General features: G+C 65.6%; 31 protein-coding genes, 1 tRNA gene and 1 other RNA gene. 16 read left to right on the top strand and 17 right to left on the bottom strand.

What is annotated here, in order from left to right; translation table 11 throughout:
- Window positions 1-15: 15 nt before the first annotated feature.
- From N2K99_RS14840 to N2K99_RS14830, 3 genes are all read right to left on the bottom strand, one after another.
- Window positions 16-1,941 carry a heavy metal translocating P-type ATPase gene (locus N2K99_RS14840; protein ID WP_227932860.1) on the bottom strand — a complete coding sequence of 642 codons (1,926 nt, stop codon included), beginning with the start codon at window positions 1,939-1,941 and terminating at the stop codon, window positions 16-18.
- Between the two features lie 71 nt (window positions 1,942-2,012).
- Window positions 2,013-2,729, bottom strand: a complete 717-nt coding sequence (locus N2K99_RS14835) for an IclR family transcriptional regulator (protein ID WP_227919509.1) — start codon at window positions 2,727-2,729, stop codon at window positions 2,013-2,015.
- A 78-nt stretch (window positions 2,730-2,807) separates the two neighbouring features.
- On the bottom strand, window positions 2,808-3,032 hold the full coding sequence (locus N2K99_RS14830) for a hypothetical protein (RefSeq protein ID WP_227919507.1): 225 nt from the start codon (window positions 3,030-3,032) through the stop codon (window positions 2,808-2,810).
- A gap of 147 nt (window positions 3,033-3,179) precedes the next feature.
- Here N2K99_RS14830 and N2K99_RS14825 point away from each other — a divergent pair, with 147 nt between their 5' ends.
- On the top strand, window positions 3,180-3,689 hold the full coding sequence (locus N2K99_RS14825) for a mycothiol transferase (RefSeq protein WP_227932861.1): 510 nt from the start codon (window positions 3,180-3,182) through the stop codon (window positions 3,687-3,689).
- Here N2K99_RS14825 and N2K99_RS14820 read toward each other — a convergent pair.
- Window positions 3,686-4,093 (bottom strand): four-helix bundle copper-binding protein, encoded by a 408-nt coding sequence (locus tag N2K99_RS14820; protein ID WP_227919501.1) that lies wholly within the window; start codon window positions 4,091-4,093, stop codon window positions 3,686-3,688. The genes N2K99_RS14825 and N2K99_RS14820 overlap by 4 nt on opposite strands.
- Before the next feature lie 222 nt (window positions 4,094-4,315).
- Between N2K99_RS14820 and N2K99_RS14815 the strand changes: the two genes are divergently transcribed.
- The 7 genes from N2K99_RS14815 (at window position 4,316) to N2K99_RS14785 (ending at window position 7,853) form a co-directional block, all read left to right on the top strand.
- Window positions 4,316-4,388, top strand: a tRNA-Ala gene (locus N2K99_RS14815).
- 92 nt (window positions 4,389-4,480) lie between these two features.
- The gene (locus N2K99_RS14810) at window positions 4,481-4,768 is read left to right on the top strand and encodes a hypothetical protein (RefSeq protein WP_227919498.1); all 288 of its coding nucleotides are present in this window, start codon (window positions 4,481-4,483) and stop codon (window positions 4,766-4,768) included.
- A 165-nt stretch (window positions 4,769-4,933) separates the two neighbouring features.
- Window positions 4,934-5,074 carry a hypothetical protein gene (locus N2K99_RS14805; protein WP_227932862.1) on the top strand — a complete coding sequence of 47 codons (141 nt, stop codon included), beginning with the start codon at window positions 4,934-4,936 and terminating at the stop codon, window positions 5,072-5,074.
- A 206-nt stretch (window positions 5,075-5,280) separates the two neighbouring features.
- Window positions 5,281-5,457, top strand: a complete 177-nt coding sequence (locus tag N2K99_RS14800; RefSeq protein ID WP_227919497.1) for a hypothetical protein — start codon at window positions 5,281-5,283, stop codon at window positions 5,455-5,457.
- Window positions 5,458-5,481: 24 nt separating this feature from the next.
- Window positions 5,482-6,027, top strand: coding sequence for a GNAT family N-acetyltransferase (locus tag N2K99_RS14795; RefSeq protein WP_227932863.1), 546 nt, complete (start codon window positions 5,482-5,484; stop codon window positions 6,025-6,027).
- A gap of 24 nt (window positions 6,028-6,051) precedes the next feature.
- On the top strand, window positions 6,052-6,981 hold the full coding sequence (locus N2K99_RS14790) for an ABC transporter ATP-binding protein (protein ID WP_227932864.1): 930 nt from the start codon (window positions 6,052-6,054) through the stop codon (window positions 6,979-6,981).
- Window positions 6,978-7,853 (top strand): ABC transporter permease, encoded by an 876-nt coding sequence (locus N2K99_RS14785; RefSeq protein WP_227932865.1) that lies wholly within the window; start codon window positions 6,978-6,980, stop codon window positions 7,851-7,853. The genes N2K99_RS14790 and N2K99_RS14785 overlap by 4 nt, the downstream gene beginning before the upstream one ends.
- A gap of 3 nt (window positions 7,854-7,856) precedes the next feature.
- Here the strand turns inward: N2K99_RS14785 and N2K99_RS14780 are convergent, their stop codons facing one another.
- Genes N2K99_RS14780 through N2K99_RS14770 form a run of 3 tightly spaced genes read right to left on the bottom strand, consistent with a single transcriptional unit; the run spans window position 7,857 to window position 9,421 of the window.
- Window positions 7,857-8,414, bottom strand: a complete 558-nt coding sequence (locus N2K99_RS14780) for a GNAT family N-acetyltransferase (protein ID WP_227932866.1) — start codon at window positions 8,412-8,414, stop codon at window positions 7,857-7,859.
- Entirely contained in the window at window positions 8,411-8,872 is a 462-nt protein-coding gene (locus N2K99_RS14775) for a hypothetical protein (RefSeq protein ID WP_227919491.1), read from the bottom strand. Before N2K99_RS14775 ends, N2K99_RS14780 begins: the two co-directional genes overlap by 4 nt.
- A 24-nt stretch (window positions 8,873-8,896) precedes the next feature.
- Window positions 8,897-9,421 (bottom strand): GNAT family N-acetyltransferase, encoded by a 525-nt coding sequence (locus N2K99_RS14770; protein ID WP_227919489.1) that lies wholly within the window; start codon window positions 9,419-9,421, stop codon window positions 8,897-8,899.
- A gap of 106 nt (window positions 9,422-9,527) precedes the next feature.
- On the opposite strand from N2K99_RS14770, the gene trxB reads away from it, so the two are divergent.
- Window positions 9,528-10,505, top strand: coding sequence for a thioredoxin-disulfide reductase (trxB, locus tag N2K99_RS14765; protein WP_227919486.1), 978 nt, complete (start codon window positions 9,528-9,530; stop codon window positions 10,503-10,505).
- Between the two features lie 2 nt (window positions 10,506-10,507).
- Here trxB and N2K99_RS14760 read toward each other — a convergent pair whose 3' ends face one another.
- From N2K99_RS14760 to N2K99_RS14730, 7 genes are all read right to left on the bottom strand, one after another.
- Window positions 10,508-11,764, bottom strand: a complete 1,257-nt coding sequence (locus N2K99_RS14760) for an Nramp family divalent metal transporter (RefSeq protein ID WP_227932867.1) — start codon at window positions 11,762-11,764, stop codon at window positions 10,508-10,510.
- A gap of 159 nt (window positions 11,765-11,923) precedes the next feature.
- The gene (locus tag N2K99_RS14755; RefSeq protein ID WP_227919482.1) at window positions 11,924-12,415 is read right to left on the bottom strand and encodes a DUF5684 domain-containing protein; all 492 of its coding nucleotides are present in this window, start codon (window positions 12,413-12,415) and stop codon (window positions 11,924-11,926) included.
- 61 nt (window positions 12,416-12,476) lie between these two features.
- Complete coding sequence (locus tag N2K99_RS14750) at window positions 12,477-12,839, bottom strand: DUF1622 domain-containing protein (RefSeq protein ID WP_227932868.1); 363 nt, start codon at window positions 12,837-12,839, stop codon at window positions 12,477-12,479.
- Window positions 12,840-12,985: 146 nt separating this feature from the next.
- Window positions 12,986-13,282, bottom strand: a complete 297-nt coding sequence (locus N2K99_RS14745; RefSeq protein ID WP_227919478.1) for a hypothetical protein — start codon at window positions 13,280-13,282, stop codon at window positions 12,986-12,988.
- A gap of 62 nt (window positions 13,283-13,344) precedes the next feature.
- Window positions 13,345-13,785, bottom strand: a complete 441-nt coding sequence (locus N2K99_RS14740; RefSeq protein ID WP_227919475.1) for a hypothetical protein — start codon at window positions 13,783-13,785, stop codon at window positions 13,345-13,347.
- A gap of 121 nt (window positions 13,786-13,906) precedes the next feature.
- Window positions 13,907-15,373, bottom strand: coding sequence for an amino acid permease (locus N2K99_RS14735; protein ID WP_227932869.1), 1,467 nt, complete (start codon window positions 15,371-15,373; stop codon window positions 13,907-13,909).
- A gap of 127 nt (window positions 15,374-15,500) precedes the next feature.
- A complete protein-coding gene (locus N2K99_RS14730; RefSeq protein WP_227932870.1) occupies window positions 15,501-16,856 on the bottom strand; it encodes a GntP family permease in 1,356 nt (451 codons plus the stop codon).
- A gap of 250 nt (window positions 16,857-17,106) precedes the next feature.
- Here N2K99_RS14730 and N2K99_RS14725 point away from each other — a divergent pair, with 250 nt between their 5' ends.
- The gene (locus tag N2K99_RS14725; RefSeq protein ID WP_227932871.1) at window positions 17,107-18,126 is read left to right on the top strand and encodes a GTP pyrophosphokinase family protein; all 1,020 of its coding nucleotides are present in this window, start codon (window positions 17,107-17,109) and stop codon (window positions 18,124-18,126) included.
- 43 nt (window positions 18,127-18,169) lie between these two features.
- Here N2K99_RS14725 and N2K99_RS14720 read toward each other — a convergent pair whose 3' ends face one another.
- Window positions 18,170-19,090, bottom strand: a complete 921-nt coding sequence (locus tag N2K99_RS14720) for an SMP-30/gluconolactonase/LRE family protein (protein ID WP_227932872.1) — start codon at window positions 19,088-19,090, stop codon at window positions 18,170-18,172.
- A gap of 103 nt (window positions 19,091-19,193) precedes the next feature.
- The gene (locus tag N2K99_RS14715) at window positions 19,194-19,856 is read right to left on the bottom strand and encodes a nucleoside/nucleotide kinase family protein (protein WP_227919465.1); all 663 of its coding nucleotides are present in this window, start codon (window positions 19,854-19,856) and stop codon (window positions 19,194-19,196) included.
- A gap of 253 nt (window positions 19,857-20,109) precedes the next feature.
- On the opposite strand from N2K99_RS14715, the gene N2K99_RS14710 reads away from it, so the two are divergent.
- From N2K99_RS14710 to N2K99_RS14685, 6 genes are all read left to right on the top strand, one after another.
- Window positions 20,110-20,406, top strand: coding sequence for a hypothetical protein (locus tag N2K99_RS14710; protein WP_227919463.1), 297 nt, complete (start codon window positions 20,110-20,112; stop codon window positions 20,404-20,406).
- 156 nt (window positions 20,407-20,562) lie between these two features.
- Window positions 20,563-20,933, top strand: a transfer-messenger RNA (tmRNA) gene (gene ssrA, locus N2K99_RS14705).
- 139 nt (window positions 20,934-21,072) lie between these two features.
- Window positions 21,073-22,125, top strand: a complete 1,053-nt coding sequence (locus tag N2K99_RS14700; protein WP_227932873.1) for a glucose 1-dehydrogenase — start codon at window positions 21,073-21,075, stop codon at window positions 22,123-22,125.
- A gap of 99 nt (window positions 22,126-22,224) precedes the next feature.
- Window positions 22,225-22,518 carry a hypothetical protein gene (locus N2K99_RS14695; RefSeq protein WP_227932874.1) on the top strand — a complete coding sequence of 98 codons (294 nt, stop codon included), beginning with the start codon at window positions 22,225-22,227 and terminating at the stop codon, window positions 22,516-22,518.
- A 211-nt stretch (window positions 22,519-22,729) separates the two neighbouring features.
- On the top strand, window positions 22,730-23,452 hold the full coding sequence (locus N2K99_RS14690; RefSeq protein WP_227919456.1) for a trimeric intracellular cation channel family protein: 723 nt from the start codon (window positions 22,730-22,732) through the stop codon (window positions 23,450-23,452).
- A 124-nt stretch (window positions 23,453-23,576) separates the two neighbouring features.
- Complete coding sequence (locus N2K99_RS14685; protein WP_227932875.1) at window positions 23,577-24,956, top strand: NAD-dependent succinate-semialdehyde dehydrogenase; 1,380 nt, start codon at window positions 23,577-23,579, stop codon at window positions 24,954-24,956.
- Between the two features lie 41 nt (window positions 24,957-24,997).
- Here the strand turns inward: N2K99_RS14685 and N2K99_RS14680 are convergent, their stop codons facing one another.
- The gene (locus tag N2K99_RS14680; RefSeq protein WP_227932876.1) at window positions 24,998-26,041 is read right to left on the bottom strand and encodes an ABC transporter substrate-binding protein; all 1,044 of its coding nucleotides are present in this window, start codon (window positions 26,039-26,041) and stop codon (window positions 24,998-25,000) included.

The following is a 26,041-nucleotide window of genomic DNA, read 5'->3' as shown; positions in this document are numbered from 1 at the left end:
AAACCAAAAAACCCGTCATCGGCCGGGCACCGGGCGGCGGCCACTGCCCATTATCCCTGCCCGCCGGTCCCCGTGCCGCTCGGTGCCGCGCGCGGGACGGCGTCCAGCCCCGTGCAGGGCGCGCAGGGCATTGAGGATGGCGGCCAAATCCACCAATTCCTGGGTCAGGGCACCGGCGACCGCCGGAATGTACCCGAAGGCTGCCACCAGCATCAGGGCCACGCTCAGCGCGATGCCGAGCCGGATGCTCTGCAGCGCCACCCGAAGCGTGTGCTGGCCGATGTCGACGGCCACGGCCACGCGGGAGAGGTCGTCGGCGGCAATCACCGCGTCGGCGGACTCGCCCGCCGCGGTGGAACCCCTGGCACCCATGGCAATGCCGACGTCGGCCGCTGCCAGCACCGGTGCGTCATTGACGCCGTCGCCCACCATCAGGACCGGCCGGTCGGGCAGGGCGGCAACCGCCCGGACCTTATCCGCCGGCAGCAAGCCGGCGGAGACGTGCGTAATGCCCAGCTCGTGGGCGACGCTGTGTGCGGTTCCGGCGGCGTCACCGGTGAGCATGGCCGTGGACCGGACTCCCAGCCGCCGCAGGTCCGTCAGCGTGGCCGCGGCATTGGGGCGCACGGTATCGCTAAGCACCAGGGTGCCGGCGAAGCTGCCCTCCACCCCGACATAGACGGCCAGTTCGCCGGGCCGCAGGGGCTGTTCGGCCGGGTCCGCGCCCGTGCCGGCAATGAACCGCTGCTTGCCCACCCGGATCCTGCGGCCGCCGATCAGCGCTTCCACCCCGTTGGTCGCCGTCTCCGAGGCGTAGTGGGCCGGCAGTAAAGTCAGCCCCCGTGCGGTGGCCGCCGACTGGACGGCGGCGGCCAGCACATGGGAGGAATACTGCTCCGCGGACGCAGCGAGGGCCAGCAGTTCGTCCTCCGTGAACGGCGGCTGCGGGTGCACCGCCACCAGTTCCGGCCGGCCGGCGGTCAGCGTGCCGGTCTTGTCGAAGGCGGCCGTGCGGACCCGGGCAAGCTGTTCCAGGGTTGCACCGCCCTTGACGATGATGCCGTGCCGGGCAGCCCGGCTCATGCCGCCCATAAAGGCCACCGGGGCAGCGATCAGCAACGGGCAGGGCGTGGCCAGGACCAGTACCTCCGCGAAGCGGCCGGGATCGCCGCTGGCCAGCCAGGCAGCACCGGCAATCAGCAGGGAAAGCCCGGTGAACGGCAGTGCGTACCGGTCCGCCAGCCGCACCAAGGGTGCCCGCGACGCCGCGGCCTCCTGCACCAGGGACACAATCCGCTGGTACTGGCTGTCCGCCGTCGTTGCCGTGGCACGGATACGGACGGCAGCCGTGCCGTTGACCGACCCGCTGAGCACCGTCTCCCCGGCGCTGCGCAGGGCCGGCAGGGATTCGCCCGTGAGTGAGGACTCGTCGAACTCGGCGGCCGGATCCAGCAGGATGCCGTCCACAGGCACCAGTTCGGCGGGCCGGACCAGCAGGATGTCGCCGGGCCGGACATCGGTGGCGGCAAGATCGACGACGGCGTCCGCTTCCAGCCGGTGGGCTTGCTGGGGTGCGCGCTCCAACAGGGCATCAAGCTCGCTGCGGGCACGGCCGGCGGCATAATCCTCCAGCGCCTCGCCGCCGGAGAGCATCAGCACGATGATCAGCGCGGCGAGGTATTCGCCAACGGCGATGGTGCTGAGGATCGCCATGACGGCCAGGATGTCCAAACCCCAGTTGCCGGCACGGATGTTCCGGACCATCCCCGCGGCGGTCTGCAGCGCCACCGCGCCCGCATACAGGCTTGCCGTCCAGGCCGCGGCGGTACCGGCATCGACGGCGAGCAGGGCAAGGACCGCCAGGCCGACCAGCAGCGTGGCGAACACCAGCGGATAACGGCGCACCGCGTCCGGGATCTTGGGTATTCTGCTGCTCCACATGTCTTCAGTTTTAGGCCGGTTGCGGAGCAGTTTCCAGCAAGATAATGCTTACCTAAATTTTCCCTGCACTCTCAGCGGAGGGCCGCTTCAATCCGCCGGGCGGTTTCCGCCAGCCGCAGTCCCATGGCGTCTTCGTCCTTACCGGAGCCGAAGTACACCACCGACACCGCGGCGGGCAGCTGGCCTGAGACAGTGACGGGAGCGGCAACGGCGGAGACCCCTTCGATGACCTCGTTGTGGCTGACGGCGTAGCCGCGCTCCCGGGCTACGCGGCTTTCGCTGCGGTACTTCTGCCCGGGGGCCAGCCGGTCCCACTGCTCCTCCGTCATGGCGGACTGGATGGCGATCCCGGGAGCACCGGCGGTGAAGGAGTGGCGGGTGCCCGGGCGTTGGATGAGGGCGGTGCGGCTGTGGGTGGGTTCCACGGTCATCAGGGTGACGCAGTTCTGCCGGTCCCAGACGGCAACAAAGGCGGTCATGGAGAGCTCATTGGCCAGCAGGCTGAGCTCGGGCAGCGCCGCCGACTGCAGGTCCCGTGACACGCCCCGGGCCAGCGCTGCGAGGCCGGGTGCGGCCGAGACCCGGCCGGCGTCGTCGCGCATCACCAGGGAGTGGGATTCCAGTGTCCGCAGGATCCGGTAGGCGATGGAGCGGTGTACCCCAAGCCGTTCGGAGAGTTCGGCAATGCTCAGTGCGCCCTCCGCGTCCGCGAGGAGTTCCAGGGCGCGGATGCCGCGGGAGAGGGTCTGGGACTGGGAGCCGGCTCCGGTTGGCTCAGGGGGTGTCATGGGCCAATCCTAAGCGCACGGCCCTGCGTTGCCGTGCCGTGACGTCGGTGCCGGATGCCCCGTTACACGCCGCGGCGGCTACACTCCGCGGCGGCGGCTGAGCAGCCCGGACATCAGCAGCAGCAGCCCGCCCGTGAGCGGCCACAGGATGTACATGCTCAACAGCGCGCCGAAGGAAGCGACCACGAGGCTGGTCAGCATGGTGCTGCAGACCAGGATCATTCCCAGGACAATCCGAGCCTGGCCGCGGTGCGGCGAGGGGATCGGCGGAAGCCATGCGGGACGCTCATCTGTCCAGCTCATGCGAGCCATTTTAGGACTGCGGGGCGAGGAAGGAACCGGCCGTGGCCCGATTTTTCCGCCGTGGCCCGAAACGGCCTCTTCCCGGACCTCGGACCGGCGTGAAACGATGGCAAAACCCTGCCGCCAACCCTGAGGGAGCCTCCCGCGATGGACGAAAGCGATCTCCTTATTGATGCCTTCGGACGGCTCCCCGGTGCAGTCCGGCGGGCCGTGAACAACCTCGACGCCGGTGCGCTGAACCACCGCCCCTATCCGGACGGAAACTCCATTGCCTGGCTGATTTGGCACCTGAGCCGGGTGGAGGACCACCAGATTGCCGAGGTGTCGGGGCAGGAGCAGGCCTGGACTGCCGACGGCTGGGCCAAACGGGTGGGGCTCCCGCTGGCGGTGGAAGACACCGGCTACGGGCATACCTCCGAGCAGGTGGCGCTGGTCCAGGTGCACTCCGCGGAGCTGCTGCTGGGCTATTACGACGACGTGCATTCCCGCACCGAGGCGTTCGTCTCGGGACTGTCGGGTGAGGACCTGGGCCAGATTGTCGACCGGGCCTGGGATCCGCCGGTTACGCTGGGCGTCCGGCTGGTGAGCACTTTCGCGGACTGCCTTGAGCACGTGGGGCAGGCGGCCTATGTCCGGGGAATGGTGCTGGCGCACTAACCACGTGAGGTCAGCAGTTTTTCGCACGCGTTGATGCAGCGGCGGCAGGCCTCCGCGCAGATCCGGCAATGCGGGTGCATGGCGGCGTGCTGCTGGCATTCCTCGGCACACGCGGCGCAGGCTGCAATGCAGGCATGCAGCAGGCTGGCGCTCGCCGGCCCCGTGGCACCCGTTCGGGACAGCACTGCGGACGTGGTTGCGCAGATCTCGGCACAGTCCAGGTCGGTGCGGATGCAGCTGACCAGCTCGCCCACCATTTCCTCGCTCAGGCAGGCGTCTGCGCAGGCGTTGCAGACCTGGGCACATTCACCGCAGGCCAGCAGGCACTCGACCAGGAGGCGGGGATCCGAAGTGCGGGGGCCGGCGGCGGGATGGTTTTCGAGCATTTCGGTGATCAGGGCCATGGCATTCTCCTTGGTTCCGGTGTGCTTTGCGCGGGACCGCTCTCCGCGGGCGAACCGTGCCGGTTCCTCGACGGTAGCGAGGGTCCCAAGGCATTCCTAGGGTGCCGGGGGTTTGGTGCGGGCCGGAGCACGTGTTTAGAATCGGTGTAGCCTAGCGGGGTCGGTTGTTCGGCCGTTTCGATCCGCAGTTCGGACCGGGTACGACGCCGCACGGTGCAGTTTGGGGCTTTAGCTCAGTTGGTAGAGCGTTTCGTTCGCAATGAAAAGGTCAGGGGTTCGATTCCCCTAAGCTCCACAGGAAAACCCCCGGGAAACCGGGGGTTTTTGCTTTGTCCGGAGCGGTCCCTCCGTGACGGGGCGTCCCGGAGGGGCCGATAGAGTTGGTTCATGAACAACTTCAAGCAGAGTGCAGCGCTCATCTCCTGGGGCGGCGCGATTCTGTTCCTCGGTGCCCTCTTTATCCTCTTTTCGGCCATGGATGTCCTGATGTCATCAGGTGCTTATTCCGATACGCACAACAGCGTGATGTTCCTGTATCTGGGTGTGGTCGTCGCCATCGCAGGTGTTTCGATGCTCCTCGTAGGCATTCACCGCGTAGTTTCCTCCTTGGGCGTGCCAGGAAATCCCGCCGTGCAGGATCAGCCCGTGCCTAACGAGCCGGCAAACCTCGCCTAGCCGCCTTTCCCCCGTGACCGAGCGTTCCGCGGCTGAGGCCTTTGAAACAGGCGTGCGGTTTCAAGGGCCCGCGGAGGCCGGTGCCGGGCCATCAGCGGGCCAGGGGTGTTAGACACAACACGCTTCATGCGGGCAGGCGACCTGTACTGTGCCTAGGCTGGAAGCATGAAAGTCACTGGCATTATTCGTCCTGTCGAAACCCGGGAATTGGAAGCCGAGGGGGAGGGATTCCTCGAAGCCCGCGAAGCACTCCAGGCCCAGGTCCCGGAGGGTTGGCAATTGATTATGGTGACCACTCATCCGTAAGTGCTGAATTAGCGGTACCGGAAGTCCCTAATATAATTCTTTAGCGATACCGGGAGTCCCTTTTATTCTGAAATACTCCCGAAAATCCGCGGATTACAGGGGATTAGCGACACCTCCACGGTCCGTCAATAGCAGGATGAAAAAACGGTGCCGGAAATGTCTGATTTACCGATGACATAATCCGGAGTGCATGTCATGATTTGCCAATGCCGACCCGCGAAGAAATAGAAGCAGCGCGTACTCCTGCAGGTGGTTTCACCAAACAGCAGCTTGAGTTGTGGGGTGTCTCCTGGCCGCCCCCGCGCGGCTGGCGTCTCCGGCTCGAAGAAGAAGCCGAAAAGTCGGCCTTGGCCGGAAGCCAGGACCGGATCGGCGCGCTCTAGAACCCCGCACGTTACACTTCCCGCATGACCATCACCTTCCGCAGGATGACCCCTGACGACGCCAGTGCGGTCACTGCCTTCCTGACCGCCAACCGGTTCCCCTTTCACGTGAATCCGGCGCCATGCGAGTCCTCCGCAAACAAGCGGGTGGCGGAGGGACACTTCTGGAGCAAGGAATCCCAGGGGTACTGGGTGCAGCACGGCGGCAAGGACATCGGGCTGGCAGTCCTGGAGGATCTTGAGGACGACAACCCTGTTTTCGACCTTCGCCTGGCGGAAAGCCATCGCGGCCGCGGACTGGGCGTGGACGTGGTCCGGGCCCTGTGCCGGCTGGCCTTCACCGAATTGCCGCAAATTGTCCGGTTTGAAGGCCAGACACGGGAAGACAACATTGCCATGCGTAAAACGTTCCTGCGCGCCGGTTTCGTCAAGGAAGCCCATTACCGGCAGGCGTGGCCGACGGCGGACGGCACCCGGTTGGCGTCCGTGGCCTATGCGATACTTCGCTCGGATTGGGAAAACAACACAGTGACTCCGCTGGACTTCGACGACCTGCTCCTGGACGCATAGAACCGCACAAACTAGGGGAGCCAATTGGGAACTTTGGATGCCGCAATCTCCGTGCGCGGACTGACCAAACGCTTCGGCCGAGTGGCGGCGGTGGACAACTTGTCCTTTGACGTGGAGCCAGGAAGTGTATTCGCCTTCCTCGGCGCCAACGGTGCGGGGAAGTCCACCACCATTTCCTGCCTGACCACTGTCCTGCCGTTCGATGCCGGCACTGTCGAGGTGGCGGGGCACGACGTCCGCGGCAGCGGTGGCGGCGTCCGCGAAGCCATCGGGGTGGTGTTCCAGGATTCGATGCTGGACCCAATCCTCACCGGCCGGGAAAACCTTCAAACCCGCGCGCGGTTCTATTCACCCGACAAAGCCGCCAATGATGCCCGCATCGGGGAGCTAAGCCGGATGGTCGGCCTGGGAGACTTCCTCGACCGGCGCTATGCCACCTATTCCGGCGGAGAACGACGCCGGGTGGACATCGCCCGGGCGCTGCTGCACTCGCCGTCGATCATCTTCCTGGATGAACCCACTGCCGGCCTGGACCCGGCCAGCCGTGCCCTCGTCTGGTCCACCATCCACGACCTGCGGGAAAACCACGGCCTCACCGTTTTCCTGACCACCCATTACATGGAGGAAACCGAGGAAGCGGACCGGGTCTGCGTGATTGAGAAGGGGCAGATCATTGCCGACGGCACGCCCACCACTCTGCGCGCCGAATACAGCAGCAGCATCCTTTCCATCACGTCTGCCGACCCGCAGGCATTGGCATCCTTGGCCCGCGACGCCGGGGTCGACGTCGCCGGGGTGGACGGCAACGTGCTGCGGCTGCGGGTGGACCGCTCCGATACGGCCCGCCGCCTCCTCGCCGCGCACGGCGACAGTGTCCTGGACTTCGAATTCCGCCACGGGACCATGGACGACGTCTTCCTGGCCTTGACCGGCCGGCAGGGGGAAGCAGCATGAACGTAGTCCTGGACATCACCGGCCGGAACCTACGCCTGTACTTCCGTGACCGGCTCAACCTGTTCTTTTCCCTCCTCGGCGCACTGGTCCTGTTCCTGCTCTACACCCTGTTCCTGGGCAACCAGCAGACCGAAGGCCTGGCGGAAATGTTTCCGCAGGCCGCCGAGGAGGACATCAAGGGCTTTGTGGACGCGTGGATGTTCGCCGGGATCGTGGGAATCACTGCAATCACCACGGGGCTCGCCGCAGTGAACGTGATCGTGGATGACACCGCCACCGGGCGCTTCCGGGACTTCCTGGTGTCCCCGATCAGCCGCGGGCAGTTGGTCCTGGGGTATCTGCTCTCCACCGTCGCGATCGCGCTGATCATGACCACCGTGGTGCTGGCCGTGAGCCTGGGATACCTGGCCGCGGTGGACGGCGTGGTGCTCACATTGGGCCAGCTGGCCCGCACTTACGGTTACCTGGTGCTTAGCTGTATCGCCTTCGGATCGCTGAGCGCCTTCATCGTCACCTTCGTCCGTACCCCGGGTTCCTTCGCGGCCCTGTCCACACTGGTAGGCACCATCCTCGGCTTCGCCGCAGGGTCCTACATTCCGGTGGGGGCTTTTCCCGAGGGAGTAAAGAACTTCGTCAGCGCGCTGCCCTTTATGCAGGCCTCCATGGTGGTGCGCCAGGAGATGACCGCCGGACCCATGGGCGCCGTGACGGACCAGCCCGAAGCCGTGGCCGAAGTGCAGGATGTTTTCGGCATCACTGCCTCGGTGGGGGACTGGTTAGTACCCACCGGCTACGTCGTGTCTGTACTCGTGGCCATGGTGGTGGTCTTCGTCCTGCTGGCGGCGCTGAGGATCCGTTCCCGTATCCGCTGAGCGTCAGGGGCGGGCGTCGCCGGCGAGGACGGCCATCGAGATCGCGTCCACCCATTCCCCGTCCCAGCGCAGGGCTTCTCGGCGCCGGCCCTCCACCACAAACCCGCACTTTTCATACACACGCTGCGCCCGCGGGTTGAACTCGAAGACCTCCAGTTCAATCCGGTGCAGCCCGAGGTCATCGAAGGCATGGCCCAGCACCGCGCGGGTGGCTTCCGTGCCGTAGCCCTGTCCGAAGACCTTCGGGGAGGACAAAGCGATGCGGAACCCCATCGACTCGTTGTCCGGGTCCAGGTCATTCAGCACTACCTCGCCCACATAAACACCGTCCTCGGCCCGGATTATTGCCCACTCCGCCCGGTCTGCTTCACCGGCGCGGGTCTGCAGCCAGCTCCGGATCTGCTCCGGAGCAAAAACTGCGTGGGTGCCGGTCAGCCTGCGGCCCTCCGGATCCTGCAGTGCCGCCCACGCGCCGTCGAAGTGCTCCGGTCCCAGCGGCTCGAGCCGCAGGCGGTCCGTGGTGAGCGTGGACTGCTGCGCGAAGAGGTTCCCGGCAATCATGCGGCGGTCCCGGCGTCGGCAGCGGCCTTGATGCGGGTGCCCAGATTCTGCAGGCCGGAGCGGATCATGGCGCCGTACCCTTCGCTGCCGAGCTCCTCTGCAAGGGCCAGACCCTGTTCCAGATGGCCACGCGCCCGCCCGGGCTCGCCGCGGCGCAGGTAGCCGTCCCCGAGGTTCAAATGCAGCGAAGGAGCGAAACCACCCGCCGAGGGGATGCCCAGCGGTGCAAGATCTTCGTCGCTGACCCCGGCATGTTCCGCCAGCGCGGTCTCATCCCACGAAATCTCCGCGTCGAGGTCCGTTTCCGTGTCCGCGAGGTAGTGCGCCAGGACGCATCGATAGGCGTGCTCGTCCGGAACCGTATCCTCCCAGCACACCAGCAGTGCCCGCTGTCCTGCGGCATTGTCTCCGCCCAGGGCCACCGTGACGGCGGCCGTGATCTCTGTCCAGGTTGTCATTCGAGCGATCCTAGCGGACCGGTGTCAGTTACCTCCCGCCGGGAGTTCATAAACGATCTCCAGCCCGTCCTCGTCATCCCATTGCTCACCCGTTGCCACGAACCCGTACTGTTCCACCAGTCGCCGGGAAGGGCCGTTGTCCGGGCTGATGGTCGCACGGACGGTGCGGATCGAGGGTTCCTTCGCAGCCGCGGCAAGCAGCGCCTCCAGGGCGGCGCGGGCGTAGCCCTGCCGCCGGTAGGCCGGGTCCACCGAATACCCGACTTCCACCATGCCGTTGCCGTCCGGAGGGCCGTGGAACCCGGCCAGGCCCACCGCCCGGCCCAGTCCGGGGTCAAAGATGGCCCGGGTGATCCATGCCGCGTCTCCGGGATTCTCTTCCAGCTGCGCGCTCCGGATACGCCACAGCGGCTGCCGGTCCTGGGAAAAGTGCTCGGTAAGCTCCAGAGGCGCCTGCCGGTTGGCGCCGGGCAGGTCACCGGCGGCAAGCGCATCAATCACGCCGCGGGGAAGCTGGATCAGTTCAATGGGTTTGAGTGCCGCTGCCACTACTGGCTCCTTTGCCGATTCCGGCACCGCTTAATGCGCCCGGGCTACCGACCCTAGCCTCCTCCCCGACAGACTTGAAGGACCGCTGCAGCGAAGGGAAGAGCCGATGGGTACAGATTCCGTCCTGATCATCGGGTCCGGTCCCGCCGGTTACACCGCAGGGGTCTACGCCGCCCGGGCCGGGTTGAAACCCCGTATCCTCGCGGGCTCCGTCACCGCCGGCGGCGCCCTGATGAACACCACGGAGGTGGAGAACTTTCCGGGTTTCCCCGACGGCATCCTGGGGCCGGACCTGATGGAGAACCTGCGCAGGCAGGCGGAGAAATTCGGCGCCCTGGTGGAGTACGACGACGCCGTGTCGGTGGAGCTGGGTGCCCACACCAAGCGGGTGGCCACAGGCAACGGGAAAACCTACAAGGCCCGCAGCGTCATCCTCGCCACCGGCTCCGTCTACAAGGAGCTGGGGCTGCCGGAGGAAAAACAGCTCAACGGCCGGGGCATTTCCTGGTGCGCCACCTGCGACGGCTTTTTCTTCCGCAACCAGGACATCGTGGTGGTCGGGGGCGGGGATTCAGCCATGGAGGAAGCGCTGTTCCTGACCCGCTTCGCGGCGTCGGTGACCGTCGTCGTACGCCGGGACACGCTGCGTGCCTCCCGCATCATGGCCCAGCGGGCCCGGGACCACGCGAAGATCCACTTTGAGTTCAACAGCGAAGTCACCGCGATCCATGGCACGGACAAGGTGACCGGCATGACCCTTACGGACACCGTCACCGGCGCCACGCGGAATCTGCCGACGCAGGGGGTTTTCGTCGCCATTGGCCATGCCCCGCGTACCGATCTCCTGGCGGGACAGGTGGATCTGGATCCGGAGGGGTACATCAGGGTCGCGGCTCCGAGCACCCAGACCAACCTGGACGGGGTGTTCGCGTGCGGCGACGCCGTGGACCACCGCTACCGGCAAGCGATCACCGCTGCGGGCACCGGCTGCTCCGCTGCGCTGGACGCCGAGCGGTATCTCGCGGCCCAGGCGGATGCCGACAGCATCGCTACCGCACTGGTGGAGGGTTCGCTGAAAGGCTAGCCTCAGGCGCCGGTGAAGGTCAGCACCAGCAGGGTGATGTTCAGCCCGACCAGCAGCACCGAGACCAGTACGCCCAGGCCTGTGGTCCACCACTGGTTGCGGTGGCTCCCCATCAGGTCCCGCTGCGCGGTCAGCCAGACCAGTGGAATCAGGGCGAACGGAATGCCGAAGGAGAGGATGACCTGGCTGAGGATCAGAGCCCAGGTGGGATCGATGCCGACGGCGAGGATCGCCAGCGCGGGGAGCAGGGTAATCAGGCGACGCAGCAGCATGGGGATGCGCACCTTAAGCAGGCCCTGCATGATTTCGGCACCCGCATACGCGCCCACCGACGTCGAGGCAAGGCCGGACGCGAGCAGTCCGACAGCGAACATGGTGGCCACCACCGAGCCCAGTGAGGCGGCAATGGCGGCGTGGGCGCCTTCGAGGGTATCCGTCCCTTCCACACCCTGCAGCGAACCGGCGGCGAGCAGCAGGATGGCCAGGTTCACCGAGCCCGCCACGGCCAGGGCAATGGTTACGTCCCATTTGGTGGCCTTGATCAGCCGGGTGGTGGTGAGGGAAGCGGTGCGTCCGGGGAAGCGGTCCCGGGTCAGGGCGGAGTGCGCATAAATGGCGTGCGGCATCACGGTGGCGCCCAGGATCGATGCTGCGAGGAGCACCGATTCGCTGCCTTCGAAACGAGGCACCAGGCCTTCGACCACGGAGCCGCCGTCGGGCGGGTTGAGGAAGACGCCGGCCGTGAAACCGACGGCGATCACCAGCATCAGCGTGACGATGACGTACTCGAAGCTTCGGTGCCGGCCGCTGTTCTGCAGCTGCAGCACCACCATGGAGATAGCGCCGGTAATGATGCCGCCCAGGAACAGCGGAAGATCAAAGAGCAGCCAGAGTGCGACGGCGCCGCCGATCACCTCTGCGACATCAGTGGCCATCGCGACCAGTTCGGCCTGCAGCCAGTACAGCCGCCGGGCAGGTTTCAGTCCGATGCGTTCCCCGAGCAGTTCGGGCAGGCTGCGACCGGTGACCAGCCCCAGCTTGGCCGACAGGTACTGGATCAGCCACGCCATCACGTTGCCCGTCACCACCACCCAGACCAGCAGGTAGCCGAACTTCGCCCCTGCAGTCATGTTGCTGGCAACGTTGCCGGGATCCAGGTAGGCGACGCCGGCCACCAGCGCGGGGCCAAGCAGCCACAGGATGTGGCGGGGACGCGTTGCGGGGCGCGGGGTGTCGGGGAGCTGGACGGTACGGGCCATGACAGCAACCTAACACCTTAAGTTCGGCATGCCTAACAATTCTTCGGGGGTCGCCTGATCGACCGCGAAATCCCGTGTTCCACCGCCGGCTGCCGGTGGAAGGCACAAAGAAAAGGCGCGCATCCCCAAGGGATGCGCGCCTTGTGCGGGCTGGTTGAGTTACTGGGCGGCCGGCGCGTATGCAGGCTGGTTCGGGTTCTCGGCCAGGCCGAAGGGGCCCTTGCTGGCCTGCGGGCCGAAGTACCGGGCGGAGCTGTAGGAAAGGTAGAAGTACATGATGCCGCCGAAGAGGAATAGCAGTACGGCTATCACGGCGGTCTGGCCGAAGACTTTTGCGAGGTTGATGGCCAGAAGTACAACCGGAACGATGTTCAGGACCGGGACCAGCATGGCCAGGAACCACCAGCCGGACATGCCGCCGATGCGGAAAAGCACCACCTGGGCGTAGACGGGGACAAAAGCCTCCCAGGGCTTGCGGCCGGCCTTCTTGAACATGCCCATCATGGCCAACCCGCCGACAACGATGCCGATGATGCCGAACACGAGCATGGAGCCAACGAGGGCGCCGGCCCCAATGGTTGTTTCCTGCGTAGTTGTGCTGAATTCGGAGGCAGAAAGAACAGACGGAAGAATCGAGACTGGATTGATCATGCCGAGAACGATATTTGGTCGAGTGCTTATGTCAAGGCCCCCAGCCGTGTTTATTGAACCGTTATTCGTTCTTGTTCTTAAGTTCTCCCGCGGGCCGCTCCCATGGCAGGGAGCCGGTGACTTCCAGCTGCAGCGAATAGCTTAAAAACGTGCGGATAAGCACGATTATGGCAAGTATTCCAACCGATTCGAAGGTAGGGGTCACAGCCACCGTGCGGATAATGTCCGCAGCCACCAATAACTCCAGTCCGAGCAGAATACTTCGCCCCAGCCGCTGCCGGTATTCCTCATAGACCGGGCCTCGCCGGCGCATCGCAGCAGCGGCAGCGGCGATGGTCGCGGCCACGGCACCCAGGACGATGGCGGCTACTCCCGCCAGGTCCATCAATTCCCCCACGGATTCGATCAAATGCTGAAAGTCCATGCGTCAACGTCCTGCCACAAACACCGCCGGAACAAAGTTCCGTGTGCCGCGGTTCTGCCGCACCCTTCCATCAGTCCCCTCCGGCTGTGAGGGGTCAAGGGTGCACCGGCAGCGCAGCGCTGCTTCCATGCGAATCCGGGGCCGGGTCAGGCGGCGGCGGGGGAGGCCTGGTAGTAGAACCGGAAGTCGTCGTAAGGGTCACGCCAAGCGGAATCGTCCCGGGCAATCCGGTGAACAGTGGAAGCCGGAGTCCACCGGTTATGGGCCTGGCCGTCGTCGTCAATCCAGTGCAGGAGGACCTCCGTGCGCGTCCAGGCCACGGCCTTTCCGTCAACGCTGCTGTTTCCGGTCCGGCAGCGGACGTAGGGTTCCCGGCGGTAGTGGGCGTGGGTGACAGGTCCGGCAGGGGCGGAGGGCATCCGGGTGCCAAGTGAGGAACTCATGACCTCCACAATGGCAACCGCCTCTGACATTCCTGCCGATGGGCCTGCCTCGCCGGTGCAGGCTAGGAAGCGCGGTCCCGCCATTTGGCAGCGGCACGGCTGGTGAGGGCAGCGCCACGTACGGCGGCACGGCTGGTCAGGGCGGCACCGTGGACAGCGGCGCGGCGGGGCATCATCCGGATCACGGGCGCCAGGCCGTTGCCGTGTGCCTCCCCGGTCTGCGGTGCAGCAGAGGGTGCTGCGTGTCCCTTCGGCCGGTTGAGTACGAGGTATGCAATACAGATCGGGAGGAAAAGCAGCGAAATAAGGGTGAGCGCACCGAGGGCAAACACAGCAAGAGCAGCATGGATGGGCGAACCGAAAAGGGCGGCAACAAAGTCCGCGGCACCAAAAAGCATCCATAGCCAGAAAACCGCAATCAGTACGAGCCCGCTGCGGGCGCGGCGGAAAAGCATGGTGGACCGCCTCGGTGCAGAAGGCATGGCCTGAGACTGACTGCCCATTCGGTTATTCTCCCCAACTGAGGGTCCATTTTTACGGAACCCGTAAGGCAGATAATAGCCGCTATTCATTGAATTGGAAGGGAGGATGCTGCGGCTCGTTCTGTGTTGGCGGCTCTAACAGTCAGTTTTCCGGCCGGGGATTCGTCCTGAGGCTCCGATGCCGCGGGCTGTTGGGATTCAGCAGGGAATGCCTATACCCGTAGAACGCGTAAACCAGCACCCCGATGGCCAGCCAAATACCGAAACGCAGCCAGGTTTCCCAATGCAGCTGCAGCATCAGGAACCCCGAGGCGAGGACGCCGAACGCCGGTATCCACGGCATCAGCGGGAGCCGGAATTCCCGCGGGGTATCCGGCTGACGGTAGCGGAGCACAATTACTGCCACGCAAACCACCACGAACGCGGCGAGGATGCCGATGTTTGTCAGATCCGCCACGGCACGAATGGGGAAGAATCCGGCCAGTAAAGCGGAGGCGCCGCCAGCGATCCAGGTCACCCGCTGCGGAGTGCCCCGCTTGTCCGTTCCGGAGAACCATCCCGGCAGCAGACCGTCCCGGCTCATGGCGAACCACACCCGGGTCACGCCGAGCAGGAACGTAAGCATCACGGTAAGGATGGACAGCACAGCGAAAGCTGAAATGACGGTGGCTATGACGGGCAGTCCGACGGATTGGAACGCGGAGGCGAAACCGGCGGTCGGGCTGATGTCCGCATAATTCTGCATTCCGGTCAGTACCAGCGTGGCGAGGATGTACAGGACCATCGCGATGGCCAGGGAGAGAAGGATGGCTTTGGGCATGTGTTTCTTGCCGTCCGTGGCTTCCTCGGCGGCGGTGCTCATGGCGTCGTAGCCGAAGACGGCAAAGAAGACGGTGGCTGCCCCGGTGAACACCGCCCCGAAACCGCTGGGCAGGAACGGGGTGTAGTTGTCTGTGTTGATGTAGAAGAACCCCAGTCCCACGATGAACACGATCAGCAGGACTTTCAGGCCCACGGCCACCAGTTCAAAGCGTCCGAAGGTCTTGGTGCCGCGGCTGAGGATCCAGGTAATGAACAGGCAGACGACGGCGGCGGGCAGGTTGATCAGCCCGCCCTCCACCGTGTCCCCGGTTCCTTGCATCCAGATGGGCATCTCGATGCCGAAACCGGCGAGGAACTCGGTGAAGTAACCGGAGATGCCGATGGCCACCACTGCCACGATTGCGGTGTATTCCAGCAGCAGGTCCCAGCCGATGAACCACCCGATCAGTTCGCCCAGCGCCACGTACCCGTAGGTGTAGGCGGAGCCGGCGCGCGGTACCAGTCCGGCGAACTCGGCGTAGGACAGGGCCGCCGCGGCGCTGGCCAGGCCGGCGACCAGGAAGGAGAGCAGGACGGCAGGCCCCACGGGGGCGGCGTCGGGACCGCCGTTGGCCACCAGGCCGGCGAGGGTGAAGATCCCGACGCCGATGATGCCGCCCACGCCGATGGCCGTCAGTTGCCAGAGGCCAAGGCTCTTGAACAGCTTGTTGCCGGTTTTCTCCTCGTCGATTTCCTCAATGGGCTTGCGGCGAAGGACGGAACGGCCGCTGCCGGCGACTGTGGACATGTCTGCTCCCCTCCGTGCCCGGCGGGACCGCCGGAATCAAGGCCTGCGGCTTCAGCTACGGCAGAAGTATGGACCTTCATCCGGCGGCGGGGTACCCCCGCCGCCTTCCAGCGGTACGCCGGACGCCTCAGAGGAGGAACAGGCTCAGGACCCAGACCGCTGCGAAACCTGCAATGCCCTGCACGGCAGTGGCCGGTGTCAGCGTGCGGTACGCGGTGGCAGTCGGGATGCGGCTGAACTGGGAGACCACCCAGAAGTACGAGTCGTTGGCGTGTGACACCACCATGGCGCCGGCGCCGATAGCGAGGACCGCGAGGACTGGTCCAGCTCCGCCGGCCAGTCCCAGCGGTTCCAGCAGCGGCAGAAGCATGGCCGACGTCGTCACCATGGCAACGGTGGAGGAACCCTGGGCCGTCTTCAAAGCAGCTGAAATCACGAACGGCACCGCAATGCCCAGACCCAGCGTTGCCAGGTTGTCGGAGAGGAAAGCAGTGATGGAGCTCTTGCCCAGTACCCCGCCGAATGCAGCCCCGGCACTGGTGATCAGCAGGATGGGTGCCGCCAGCACAATCGAGTCCGAGATCTGGGTGTTGAAGGTGCTGAGCTTGCCCTTGCCGCGCAGCAGGAACACCGCCGCCATCAGGCCAAGCGCAAGTGCGACCACGGGAGTTCCTACGAAGGCGGCGGTTGCGGCCAGGCCACCCTCGCCCATCGGGGCGCCGGGCAGCTTGGCTATCGAGGACAGGCAGATCAGCGTAATCGGCAGCAGGATCGGCAGGAAGGCCATAAAGCCGCTCGGCAACGTTCCATACTGCGTCCTCAGGTCCTCGTAGCTGACCTCCACCTCTTCGGCCGGAACGGGCAGCAGCTCAATGTCCTTTTTCAGGAACCGGTTGGCGTAGAGCAGGGCGGCACCCGCCGAAACCGCGGCCACCACCAGGCCGAGGCCGATCAGCAGGCCCAGGCTGTCCACCACATTCAGGTTGGCGGCGGCGGCCAGCGGTCCGGGCGTGGGCGGGACCATCGTGTGCGTGGCATACAGGCCGGTCATCAACGCTATGGACATGGCGACCAGGGATACCTTGGCCCGTTCGGCCATGGCCTTCTTCAGTGAATTGAGAATGATGTAGCCGGAGTCGCAGAAGACGGGAATAGAGACGATGTAGCCAATGATGCTCATGGTCAGGGTCGGAAACCGCGTCCCCAGGACCTTGATCAACACATCAGCCATGGCGATGGCGCCGCCGGACCGCTCCAGGATCACGCCGATCATCGTGCCGAAAAGGATCACCAGGCCGATGTTGCCCATGGTGTTGCCGAACGCCGTCGTAATTGTCGGGATGATTTCATCAACCGGCAGGCGAAACGCAAACGCGCCGATAAAGGCAGCGGCAAGGAGGGCGAGGAAAGGCGAGATTTTGAGCTTTGCAGTGACGGCGACGATGCCGACGACCAGCAACAGCAATATCAACAGATCAATCATGGTTTCCTAAAAGTGAAAAACTTCGATGTTTATCAACAGGGCAAATCATGGAATCACGGGTTTTCCCAAAGTCCAAAACGCGCTGCAGCCCGCTGCGTAACGCAAAGGCGGCTGGGACGGGGCGGCGTCGACCGTGGTTGTCCTGCACCGCTGCGGACCCTTGCGGGGCTTGGGAGTCCCGCACAGAATTGAGGCAATCGCTCCACGCCGCGCACCCGCGTCGGCGGACCGCCGGGGGAACAGGTTGTCAATGGAACTTCTGCCAACGCACAGCATGCGGATCAATGACTGGTTGGGTGACTATGCAATGAACCTGGGCCGCTACCAGAGTGCGGAGGAGGGCATCCACGGTGCGGTCCTTGCCCGGTTGGCCGACGACGGGTTGAATTACCACCACATCCAGCATCGGGTGAAGGCCATCGAATCGCTGGGGAAGAAGCTTGAACGGCGGACCGAGGACGGAGCACCGCGGTATATTAACGGGCTTAATGACATTGATGACCTGATTGGCGTGCGGATCATCCTCTTCCTGGAATCGGATATCCCTGCTGCCATGGAGGCGTTGTCCGGCACCTTTGAAGAACTGGACCATGTGGACAAGTCCGCCGAGCAGAAAATACGCGGCGATTTCGGCTACTCCGGGCAGCACCTCATCCTCCGGGTCCCCGCAGGCAATCCGCCGTCGGGCTGTGAATCGTTCGGCGGGCAGCGGTTCGAGGTGCAGTTCCGCACCATCCTCCAGCACGCCTGGGCCGAGTTCGAGCACGAAATCCGCTACAAAGGCAGCGGTCCGGTGCCGCCGGAGGTGAACCGGGCGTTCACCCTCGCGTCCGGACTGATCGAACTGGCGGACCGCGAATTTGATGCCATCAACCACGTGGTTGCCCTGCAGCGGGTGCGCGGGGAAGCCCGCAGCGCCGGAGCTTCGAGCGGGGATGAACTGACCGCTGCCGCGCTGCGCGAGGTGCTCGAGCAGGAACTGCCGGAACATCCGCGCAGCCGTGCCGACCACTATGACTGGCTGGTGCAGGCGCTGGAAGCCAACACTGTCTATTCACTGGCCGAGGCCACCGCACTGCTGCGCTCGGCCGACTGGCCGTCCCTGGCGTCCCGGCTGCGGTACCGGTTTCCGCCGGGCCACGTCCGGGCCGCCGATGACTTCCTGCTGGAGCAGTGGGGCCGGGGGTACATCCAGCGCACGGCGCACCTGAGCGATGACGGCACCCGGCGCGGCAAACTGGAATACCGGCTGCGGCGGCTGCTGGCCTGAGCCGCCGTCGCCGTCGCCGTCGCCGTCGCCGTAGCCGCCGCCGTTACCGCTTCGTACGCAGGGCTGCCGCGGCGTCGCTGGCCGTAGTGCGGATCCGGTACAGGCTGGTAGTTGCCGTCATATACAGCGTCCGGCCGTCCTGCCCGCCGAAGCAGACGTTGCTGACGGTTTCGAGCACCGGGATGTGTTCGAGCAGCTCGCCGGCCGGCGAAAACACCCGCACGCCGTCGCCGCCGGAGGACCAGATGTTCCCGTCCGTATCCACCCGGAACCCGTCGGGCACACCGGGGGCGACGCGCACGAACACCCGGCCGTTCTTCGCTTGCCGGCCCTCGACCACGTCGTAGGCACGGATCGGGTTGCCTTCGGACTGAGCCGGGCCGTACGGGGAGACGGCCTCTTCAGCGGTGTCGGAAACGTAGAGGACGGATTCGTCCGGGGAGAACGCCAGCCCGTTGGGGGCCATGATGTCGGTGATCACCGCGGTGAGTTCCCCGCTGGCCGGATCAAAGCGGAACACGTACCGGTCCCCGTACTCCAGGTCGCCGGGGTGGCCTTCGGCCGGGTTGTCGATCCCGTATGAGGGATCCGAAAACCAGATGGTGCCGTCGGACTTCACGACGACGTCGTTGGGTGAGTTGAACCGGACGTCGCCGAAGCGGTCAACCAGGGTTTCCACGGTGCCGTTGCGGTCCCGTTCCACGGCCCTGCGCCCGTGCGAGCACTGCACCACGGAGCCGTCCGCGTCCAGCGCCCGGCCGTTGGTGAACTCGATGTCGGAGCCGTAGACGCTGAGCTCGCCGGTGGTTTCGCTGTACTCCAGGATCCGGTTGGACCGCACGTCGCTGTAGCGCACCGCGTTGCGCTCCGGGACCCACGTGGGACCCTCCGCCCAGACCGCGCCCGTACCCACCTGCTCCAGCGAGGCTCCGTCTTCCAGCAGTGTCGAGGGGCGTGCGTCCATTGCGTTGTCTCCTTCTGAAGGTCCGGCCGGGCCTGCTTTTCGTGCGGGTGGTCTGCGTCCTTTTATACGCGAGGCTGCGGCGCCCGCCCAAAGGCGCCCCTCGTCACGTCCAGGCCGGGCGGATGACGACGTCGGCCCGGCGTTTGGACTCCTGGACCAGGCGCGTATTGGGGCCGTCGACGTCCCGGACCCAGGCGGCGGCTGCTTCCGGTGACTTCCCGAACCGGATATGCCGCTCCACCAGGCGCTGCACGCGTTGCTCGTCGTCGGGCTGGCAGTACCAGACCTCGGTGCACCGGGAGCGGACTTCCCGCCATTCCGGCCGGTCCAGCAGCAGATAGTTTCCCTCCGTCAGGATCACCGTCGCCGCCGGAAACACCGGAATGTCACCGGCCAGCGGCTGTTCCAGCGTCCGCTCGAAGCCGGGCGCGTAGACCACGGCGGTCCGCGGTGACCGGAGGCGTTCCAGAAGTGCCGCATAGCCGTAGGCGTCGAAGGTTTCCGGGGCGCCCTTGCACGCCAGCAGCCCGAGACGCGTCAATTCCCGGTCCGAGAGGTGGAAGCCGTCCATGGGAACGTGGGCAAAGAGCTGCGCTTCGACGTCGGCGACGGCGCCGTTCAGCTCGCGGACCAGGGACTCCACCAGGGTGGTCTTTCCGGCTCCGGGGGGACCGGTGACCCCGATGACCACGGTTCCAGCGGAAGCCGAGGCCAGCGCCGTGATCCGGTTTTCCAGCTCTGTACGTAGGGTTCGGGAATCTGCCACGGTCCTCCGCTCGTGCCGCCGCTGTTGGCGGGCACCAGTCTACGACGGCGGCTGCGCAGCTGGGCGGGTGTCGTCCCCGCACAGGGTCCCACGGTGTGGTGCTGGTGTTGCGGGAGTGGTCACACCAGTTGACAGGGGCACCACGGGCGGGGATCCCGTGCCGTTAGAAGCCGCCCGGATAGTCCAACGCAGGAGGCGGGCGGCGCGGACCCCGGCATAAGCTGGGGGTGTTGCCTATTTCGAGGAGAAAACCTTGTCCCTGCTGACCCCTTTGATCACCTCCGCCGGCCTGATCGGCGGCTACCAGACCGCCCGCTCCACCGGTAACCGCCAGCTGGGCGGAGCCGTGCTCGCCGCCGCCGGAGCCGGTGCGTTTGCCCTCTGGAAGCGCGACGCCGGCACGGGCACCGCCGCGGCACTGACCGCAGGCTATGTAGCCGCCTTCGGTCTCTCCCATCCGCTCGCGAAGAAGATGGGCGCCTGGCCTGCCGTCTACACCGTCACGGGTGCCGTGGCCGCGGCGTCGCTGGTTTTCGGTCGACGCCGCTAGCCGCCTGGCCGGTCCGCGCCTCCTTTTCCTGCACCTCCCGGACCGCATCAAAAGGTGCGGCCGAGCGGGAATGATCCGCGGGCCGGCGTCGTTAAAACTCTTGGACGGCCCGGGAGGGTCGGCCGCCACCGGAAACGGTGCTTGATAACTCAATATGGGGATGATCGGTTTCGACGATGTTTGTTGAGCCAGGGGAAGCGGGCCGAGAACGCAGAGTTATCTCGTTAACGCTCTCTGCAAAACAATAAGTGCCAAACCTATGCGCACTGACTTCGCTCTCGCTGCGTAAGCAGCCGGAGTAGTCCGTCAGCCCGGAGTCGCTCTCGCTCCGGATCCTGGCGTCGTTTAGAGGGCCACTGCCGAACACTCCCGCCGTCGGGGTGTTCGGGACATTTTGACGGCTGGGCCCGGATCAGCCACCTGTATGCAGGGATGGCTGGGGCCGAGAAAATCCGACGCATACTGCGCCCGGAGAAGCCCTGACAAAACAACACCGGACGGGGGTTCGATTCCCCCCATCTCCACCACCTTTTGAAGGCCTGCCCCCAGGGCGGGCCTTCAGTGTTTCCGCGGCCGTTCCGCCTCTGCGTGCGCCGGGTCTCAACCGCCGCGGCCGCGGCGCTAATCTGGGATACAGACAGCAAGCAGCCGCGGGAAGGAAACCACATGCAGGCATTGATCATCACCCCCGGGCAGAAGGACTCGCTGGAGCTGCGGGACCTTCCCGAACCGGAAGCCGGTGAAGGAAGCGTGCTGGTGGAGACGCTAGCGGTGGGCCTGTGCGCCACCGACCGCGAAGTCATTGCCGCCGAATTCGGCACCGCACCCGAGGACCGGGACTACCTGGTGATGGGACACGAGAACCTGGGCCGCGTCGTCGAGGCCCCCGAAGGCTCGGACCTTGCCGCAGGGGACCTGGTGGTCGGGATTGTCCGCCGCCCCTGTGCGGAAAACTGCCGTGCCTGCGCCGCCGGCGAGTGGGACATGTGCCTGACCGGGACCTACACCGAACACGGTATCGAGGGGCTGGACGGTTTCGCGCGCGAATACTGGCGCGGGGACCCCGATGACATGGTGAAGCTCGAACCCGCCCTGGAACGCGTAGGGGTATTGCTGGAACCCGCGACCATTCTGGCCAAGGCCTGGGAACAAATCGACCGGATCGGCGGCCGCGCGTACTTCCGGCCGCAGGTTGTGGCCGTGACCGGCGCCGGGCCCGTGGGGTTGCTCGGTGCCTTGTTCGGGGTGCAGCGCGGACTCGAAGTGCACGTCTTCGACCTGGAAGAGGACGGGCCGAAGGAGAAGCTGACCAAGGAACTTGGCGCCGTCTTCCACACCGACACCCTCCCCGAATCCGGCATCAACCCGGACATCATCATCGAATGCACCGGCGTGCCCACGGTGATCAAAGACGTGCTGGAGCACGGCGCCAAAAACTCGGTCACCTGCCTCACCGGTGTCTCCGAGCCCGACGGCGAGCAGCCCGTGGACCTGGGTGCCCTGAACCTGAGCCTGGTGATGGACAACCGCGTGGTTTTCGGCACCGTCAACGCCAACCGCCGCCACTACCTCAAGGCGGCCGCGGCCCTGGCCAAGAGCGATGCACGGTGGCTTGAGCAGCTGATTTCCCGCCGGGTTCCGCTGGCGGACTATGCACAGGCCTTCGAGGACCGCGACGGGGACATCAAGGTGGTGCTGGACCTGCGGGACGACGCCTAACCCGTTCCGCAGGCTATTTCTACTGGGCGGCTTCGGTGATAGACAGAAGAGACGGAAGCCGCCCCGGCGGCCACGGCAACCTGCATTGGAGGCACGCATATGCGTAAGGACGCTGACCAACCGGTAATCCCCGACGGTTCGGAGGCTGACCGGGCCGAGCAGTCGCTGCCCGCGGTTCCCGGTGCAGGTGACGCCGGGCCGGCCGGGGAAATCCACCGGGACGGCTCCGAGGCGGACGGCATCGAGCAGGACATTCCCGTAGTTCCGGGCGCCGGTGACGCCGGGCCGGCCGGGGAAATCCACCCGGACGGTTCCGAGGCCGACATCCTGGAACAGAAAACGGACGTCCCGGGGAACGACGACGACTATCCGCCGGGCTCGGAGGACGGCTGATCCCGTTCAGCCTCGTTGGTATTTGTCACGATGGCCCCGGGCTCATTCCGCCGCCAGCTGTAAATCCCCCCGGTTTGTCTGAATCCCTGCGGTTTGGGTGAATTCCTCCGCTGCGCAGCGTAGGGATTTGCACAAACCGCAGGATTTTCCGGGTCCGCAGCCACGTAGAATGGACGGCGGCAGAGCGGGCAACGGAAACAGCAGGTGCGGCGTGGATCTTTTCGACCCGAGGGCGGTGTTCGACGCCGTCGACCTCGCAGGTGTGCTCGCGAACGGAGTCCTCGGCGGCGCCGTGGCGCGGCAGCTGCGGATGGACCCGGTGGGTTTCCTGGTCCTGGCGCTCACCTCGGCGCTGGGCGGCGGCGTGCTGCGTGACACCCTCCTGCAGGCCGGACCGCCCGTGGCGCTGACCAACCCTGCCTACCTCTTCACGGCCATCGCCGGGGCCGTCATTGCCTATGCCATTGAACTCAAGGGCAAATGGGCCAACCGGTTCCTGATTGTGATCGATGCGTTCGCGCTGGGCTGCTGGGCCGCCACCGGCACGGCCAAGGCGCTGGGCCTGGGGCTGGAATGGCTCCCGGCCATCCTGATCGGCGTCGTCACCGCCGTGGGCGGCGGCATGATCCGCGACATTGTGGTGGGCCGGGTGCCGGCCATCTTCGGCGGCAACACCCTGTACGCCACCGGTGCCCTCGTAGCCGCCGTCGAAATGGCGATCCTCTACGATCTGGGCCTGCAGAACGTGGGAATGGGAGTGGCCATCGGCACCTGCGCCGTGCTGTGCACGGTGGCCCGCCGCCGCGGGTGGCGGCTCCCCGGGCCGGGGGAGTTCAGCGTCCGGCTGAGCCGGCGCCCGCGCACGGAGGACCGGAAAAGCTCGGGCCAGGGCTGGCCGCGGCCGAAGTTCTGGAAACCGCGCCTGCGCCGCTGACCCGCCGCGGATCAGCTTTGCGGTAATTCGCCCCGCAAACCCCCTGAAACAAGAACCGACGCGGATTTAGTCCCGGAAATTCAGGCTTTCGCAGACTGGATTTACAGGGAGTAGCGTGGCCAATATGAGTGCTTACAAGAGCGTAAATCCAGCCACCGGAGAAACCCTTCAGGAATTCGCTGAAGCCACCGACGCCGAAATCAACCAGGCCGTCACCGCAGCACATGAGGCCTTCGCCAGCTGGCGGAACGAGCCCGTGGAAAACCGCACCAAGGTCATCACCCGCGTTGCGGAACTGTACCGGGAACGCGCCGAGGAGCTTGCCAAGCTGATTGCCCTCGAAATGGGCAAGCCGCTGCGCGAGGCGAAGAACGAGGTTGCCCTCTCCGCCAACATCTACGAGTACTACGCCACCCAGGGCCCCGGCTTCATGGCTGACGAGCAGCTCGACGTCAAGGGCGGCGGCAACGCCGTGGTCCGCACCGAGCCCGTGGGGGCGCTCCTGGGCATCATGCCGTGGAACTACCCGTACTACCAGGTGGCCCGCTTTGCCGGCCCCAACCTGATGCTCGGTAACACCGTGCTGCTCAAGCATGCGAACAACTGCCCGCAGTCCGCCCTGGCGATGGCGCAGATCTTCGCCGACGCCGGCGTACCCGAGGGTGCCTACGTCAACCTGTTCGCCACCAACGAGCAGGCCGCGGACATCATCGCGGATGCCCGGATCCAGGGCGTTTCCCTGACCGGCTCCGAGCGGGCAGGGTCCGCCGTCGCCGAGGTGGCCGGCCGGAACCTGAAGAAGTACGTCCTCGAACTCGGCGGCAGCGATCCGTTCATCGTCCTCGACACCGAGGACCTCGATGCCACGGTCAAGGCCGGAGTCCTCGGCCGGATGGGCAACGGCGGGCAGGCCTGCAATGCCGCCAAGCGCTTCATCGTGATGGAAGACCTCTACGACGACTTCGTGGAGAAGTTCACCGCCCGGATGTCCGCCATTGAACCCGGCGATCCGCTGCAGCCGGAAACCCGTTTCGGCCCGCTCTCCACGCAGGCTGCCGCAGACGGCCTGGTGGAGCAGATCCGCGACGCCGTGGACAAGGGTGCAACCCTGCACACCGGGGGCAGCCTGATCGACGGACCGGGTGCCTTCGTGCAGCCGACCGTGCTGACCGGTGTCACCCCGGAAATGCGGGCGTTCTCCGAGGAGCTGTTCGGCCCCGCAGCCGTCATTTACAAGGTGTCCAGCGAGGAAGAAGCCATTGAACTGGCCAACAACTCCCCGTTCGGCCTGGGTGGAGCGGTGTTCAGCACCGACGAAAACCGCGCACTGAACGTCGCCGACCAGCTGGAAAGCGGCATGGTCTGGATCAACGGCACCTCCGGCACGCAGGAAGACCTGCCCTTCGGCGGCGTCAAGCGCTCCGGTGTGGGGCGCGAGCTGGGACGTTTCGGCATGGCCGAGTTCGTCAACAAGAAGCTGATCCGCACCCCGCAGAAGAAGTAGGTCCGGCAAAAAACCCGGGGCGGCCTACCGCCCCGGGTTTTTTATGCCTGAGAGGTTTCGAGGACGAAACCGGCGTAGTCCGGCGCCTCGTCCACCAACCCGGATTCGGTGTGGAAGGCCGATGCCACTTTGTAGGACTCCTCGGTGATCTTCGTGGAGGTGGCGATTTCCTTGGGCAGCAGGGCCACCAGCGCATCGACGGTCTGCGGTTGGGTGTCCTTCAGGTACTCGCCCAAGAGGGTCCGGGCCTTTTCCGGGTCTTCCTGGATCAGTGCCAGCGACTTATCCAGTGCCCGGTTGAATCCGTCCACCAGATCCTGTTTGGCCTCGATCTGGGCGCCCGTGCTGAACACTGCGCCGTGGATAGGCGACCGCAGCGTTTCGATATCGCCGCGGGTCGGTGAGATGTAGATGCTGCCCTCGCCCGCGGTTTCGACCTGTTGTCCGATCGGCTGGAAGAAACACAGTGCGTCCACCCTGCCGGCGGTCAGCGCGCCGATGGCGGCGGTGGCGGCACTGCCGATGTTGACCATCGTGGAATCTGTCTGGGCGTTCTTGCCGATCTTTTTGAACAGGTACGTCATGAGCGCTTCGGTGCCGCTGCCCGGTCCGGTGATGCCGATCTGCTTACCCACCAGGGCCTGGATCCGTTCCTCGAGCGGTGCGTCAGCGGAGGGTCCGTCGAAGTTGTTCCCCACCACCACGTCCACGTAGTACTCGGTGACCAGGCCGCTGACCAGTTTCGCGTCGTCGTCGATCTTGTACAGGTTGAACGCGTCGGTGATGACGCCGGCGCCGAGATCGATGCTGCCCGATTTCAGGGCGGCGGCCACCTTGGCACCTGTTCCGAGCCGGGGGCGTTCTCCCATGGTGACTCCTTCGGCAGTGAAGAAGCCCTCCTGCTCGGCTACGAACAGGGGGAAAAACGCGATCGAGTCGCTGATCTGGCCCACATTCAGCACTCCCGGATCGGAGCTGCCGGCGTTGTTGGCGCAGGAGGCGAGTGCGGGGACGGCGGCGATGGCGGGAAGGACGAGCATCGACTTGAGCATGCTGCGTCTGGAGGGGGTAACCGTTTCAAGCAT

Source organism: Arthrobacter sp. zg-Y1110 (assembly GCF_025244865.1).
In the GTDB taxonomy this organism is placed as follows: Bacteria; Actinomycetota; Actinomycetes; order Actinomycetales; family Micrococcaceae; genus Arthrobacter_B.
This window is presented reverse-complemented; position numbering and strand designations above follow the sequence as displayed.

Excerpts from the sequence above, each read along its gene's own strand:
- N2K99_RS14840 (WP_227932860.1), bottom strand. The coding sequence starts at position 1,941 with ATGTGGAGCAGCAGAATACCCAAGATCCCGGACGCGGTGCGCCGTTAT.
- N2K99_RS14835 (WP_227919509.1), bottom strand. The coding sequence starts at position 2,729 with ATGACACCCCCTGAGCCAACCGGAGCCGGCTCCCAGTCCCAGACCCTC.
- N2K99_RS14830 (WP_227919507.1), bottom strand. The coding sequence starts at position 3,032 with ATGAGCTGGACAGATGAGCGTCCCGCATGGCTTCCGCCGATCCCCTCG.
- N2K99_RS14825 (WP_227932861.1), top strand. The coding sequence starts at position 3,180 with ATGGACGAAAGCGATCTCCTTATTGATGCCTTCGGACGGCTCCCCGGT.
- N2K99_RS14820 (WP_227919501.1), bottom strand. The coding sequence starts at position 4,093 with ATGGCCCTGATCACCGAAATGCTCGAAAACCATCCCGCCGCCGGCCCC.
- N2K99_RS14810 (WP_227919498.1), top strand. The coding sequence starts at position 4,481 with ATGAACAACTTCAAGCAGAGTGCAGCGCTCATCTCCTGGGGCGGCGCG.
- N2K99_RS14805 (WP_227932862.1), top strand. The coding sequence starts at position 4,934 with ATGAAAGTCACTGGCATTATTCGTCCTGTCGAAACCCGGGAATTGGAA.
- N2K99_RS14800 (WP_227919497.1), top strand. The coding sequence starts at position 5,281 with ATGCCGACCCGCGAAGAAATAGAAGCAGCGCGTACTCCTGCAGGTGGT.
- N2K99_RS14795 (WP_227932863.1), top strand. The coding sequence starts at position 5,482 with ATGACCATCACCTTCCGCAGGATGACCCCTGACGACGCCAGTGCGGTC.
- N2K99_RS14785 (WP_227932865.1), top strand. The coding sequence starts at position 6,978 with ATGAACGTAGTCCTGGACATCACCGGCCGGAACCTACGCCTGTACTTC.
- N2K99_RS14780 (WP_227932866.1), bottom strand. The coding sequence starts at position 8,414 with ATGATTGCCGGGAACCTCTTCGCGCAGCAGTCCACGCTCACCACGGAC.
- N2K99_RS14775 (WP_227919491.1), bottom strand. The coding sequence starts at position 8,872 with ATGACAACCTGGACAGAGATCACGGCCGCCGTCACGGTGGCCCTGGGC.
- trxB (WP_227919486.1), top strand. The coding sequence starts at position 9,528 with ATGGGTACAGATTCCGTCCTGATCATCGGGTCCGGTCCCGCCGGTTAC.
- N2K99_RS14760 (WP_227932867.1), bottom strand. The coding sequence starts at position 11,764 with ATGGCCCGTACCGTCCAGCTCCCCGACACCCCGCGCCCCGCAACGCGT.
- N2K99_RS14755 (WP_227919482.1), bottom strand. The coding sequence starts at position 12,415 with ATGATCAATCCAGTCTCGATTCTTCCGTCTGTTCTTTCTGCCTCCGAA.
- N2K99_RS14750 (WP_227932868.1), bottom strand. The coding sequence starts at position 12,839 with ATGGACTTTCAGCATTTGATCGAATCCGTGGGGGAATTGATGGACCTG.
- N2K99_RS14745 (WP_227919478.1), bottom strand. The coding sequence starts at position 13,282 with ATGAGTTCCTCACTTGGCACCCGGATGCCCTCCGCCCCTGCCGGACCT.
- N2K99_RS14740 (WP_227919475.1), bottom strand. The coding sequence starts at position 13,785 with ATGGGCAGTCAGTCTCAGGCCATGCCTTCTGCACCGAGGCGGTCCACC.
- N2K99_RS14735 (WP_227932869.1), bottom strand. The coding sequence starts at position 15,373 with ATGTCCACAGTCGCCGGCAGCGGCCGTTCCGTCCTTCGCCGCAAGCCC.
- N2K99_RS14730 (WP_227932870.1), bottom strand. The coding sequence starts at position 16,856 with ATGATTGATCTGTTGATATTGCTGTTGCTGGTCGTCGGCATCGTCGCC.
- N2K99_RS14725 (WP_227932871.1), top strand. The coding sequence starts at position 17,107 with ATGGAACTTCTGCCAACGCACAGCATGCGGATCAATGACTGGTTGGGT.
- N2K99_RS14720 (WP_227932872.1), bottom strand. The coding sequence starts at position 19,090 with ATGGACGCACGCCCCTCGACACTGCTGGAAGACGGAGCCTCGCTGGAG.
- N2K99_RS14700 (WP_227932873.1), top strand. The coding sequence starts at position 21,073 with ATGCAGGCATTGATCATCACCCCCGGGCAGAAGGACTCGCTGGAGCTG.
- N2K99_RS14695 (WP_227932874.1), top strand. The coding sequence starts at position 22,225 with ATGCGTAAGGACGCTGACCAACCGGTAATCCCCGACGGTTCGGAGGCT.
- N2K99_RS14685 (WP_227932875.1), top strand. The coding sequence starts at position 23,577 with ATGAGTGCTTACAAGAGCGTAAATCCAGCCACCGGAGAAACCCTTCAG.
- N2K99_RS14680 (WP_227932876.1), bottom strand. The coding sequence starts at position 26,041 with ATGCTTGAAACGGTTACCCCCTCCAGACGCAGCATGCTCAAGTCGATG.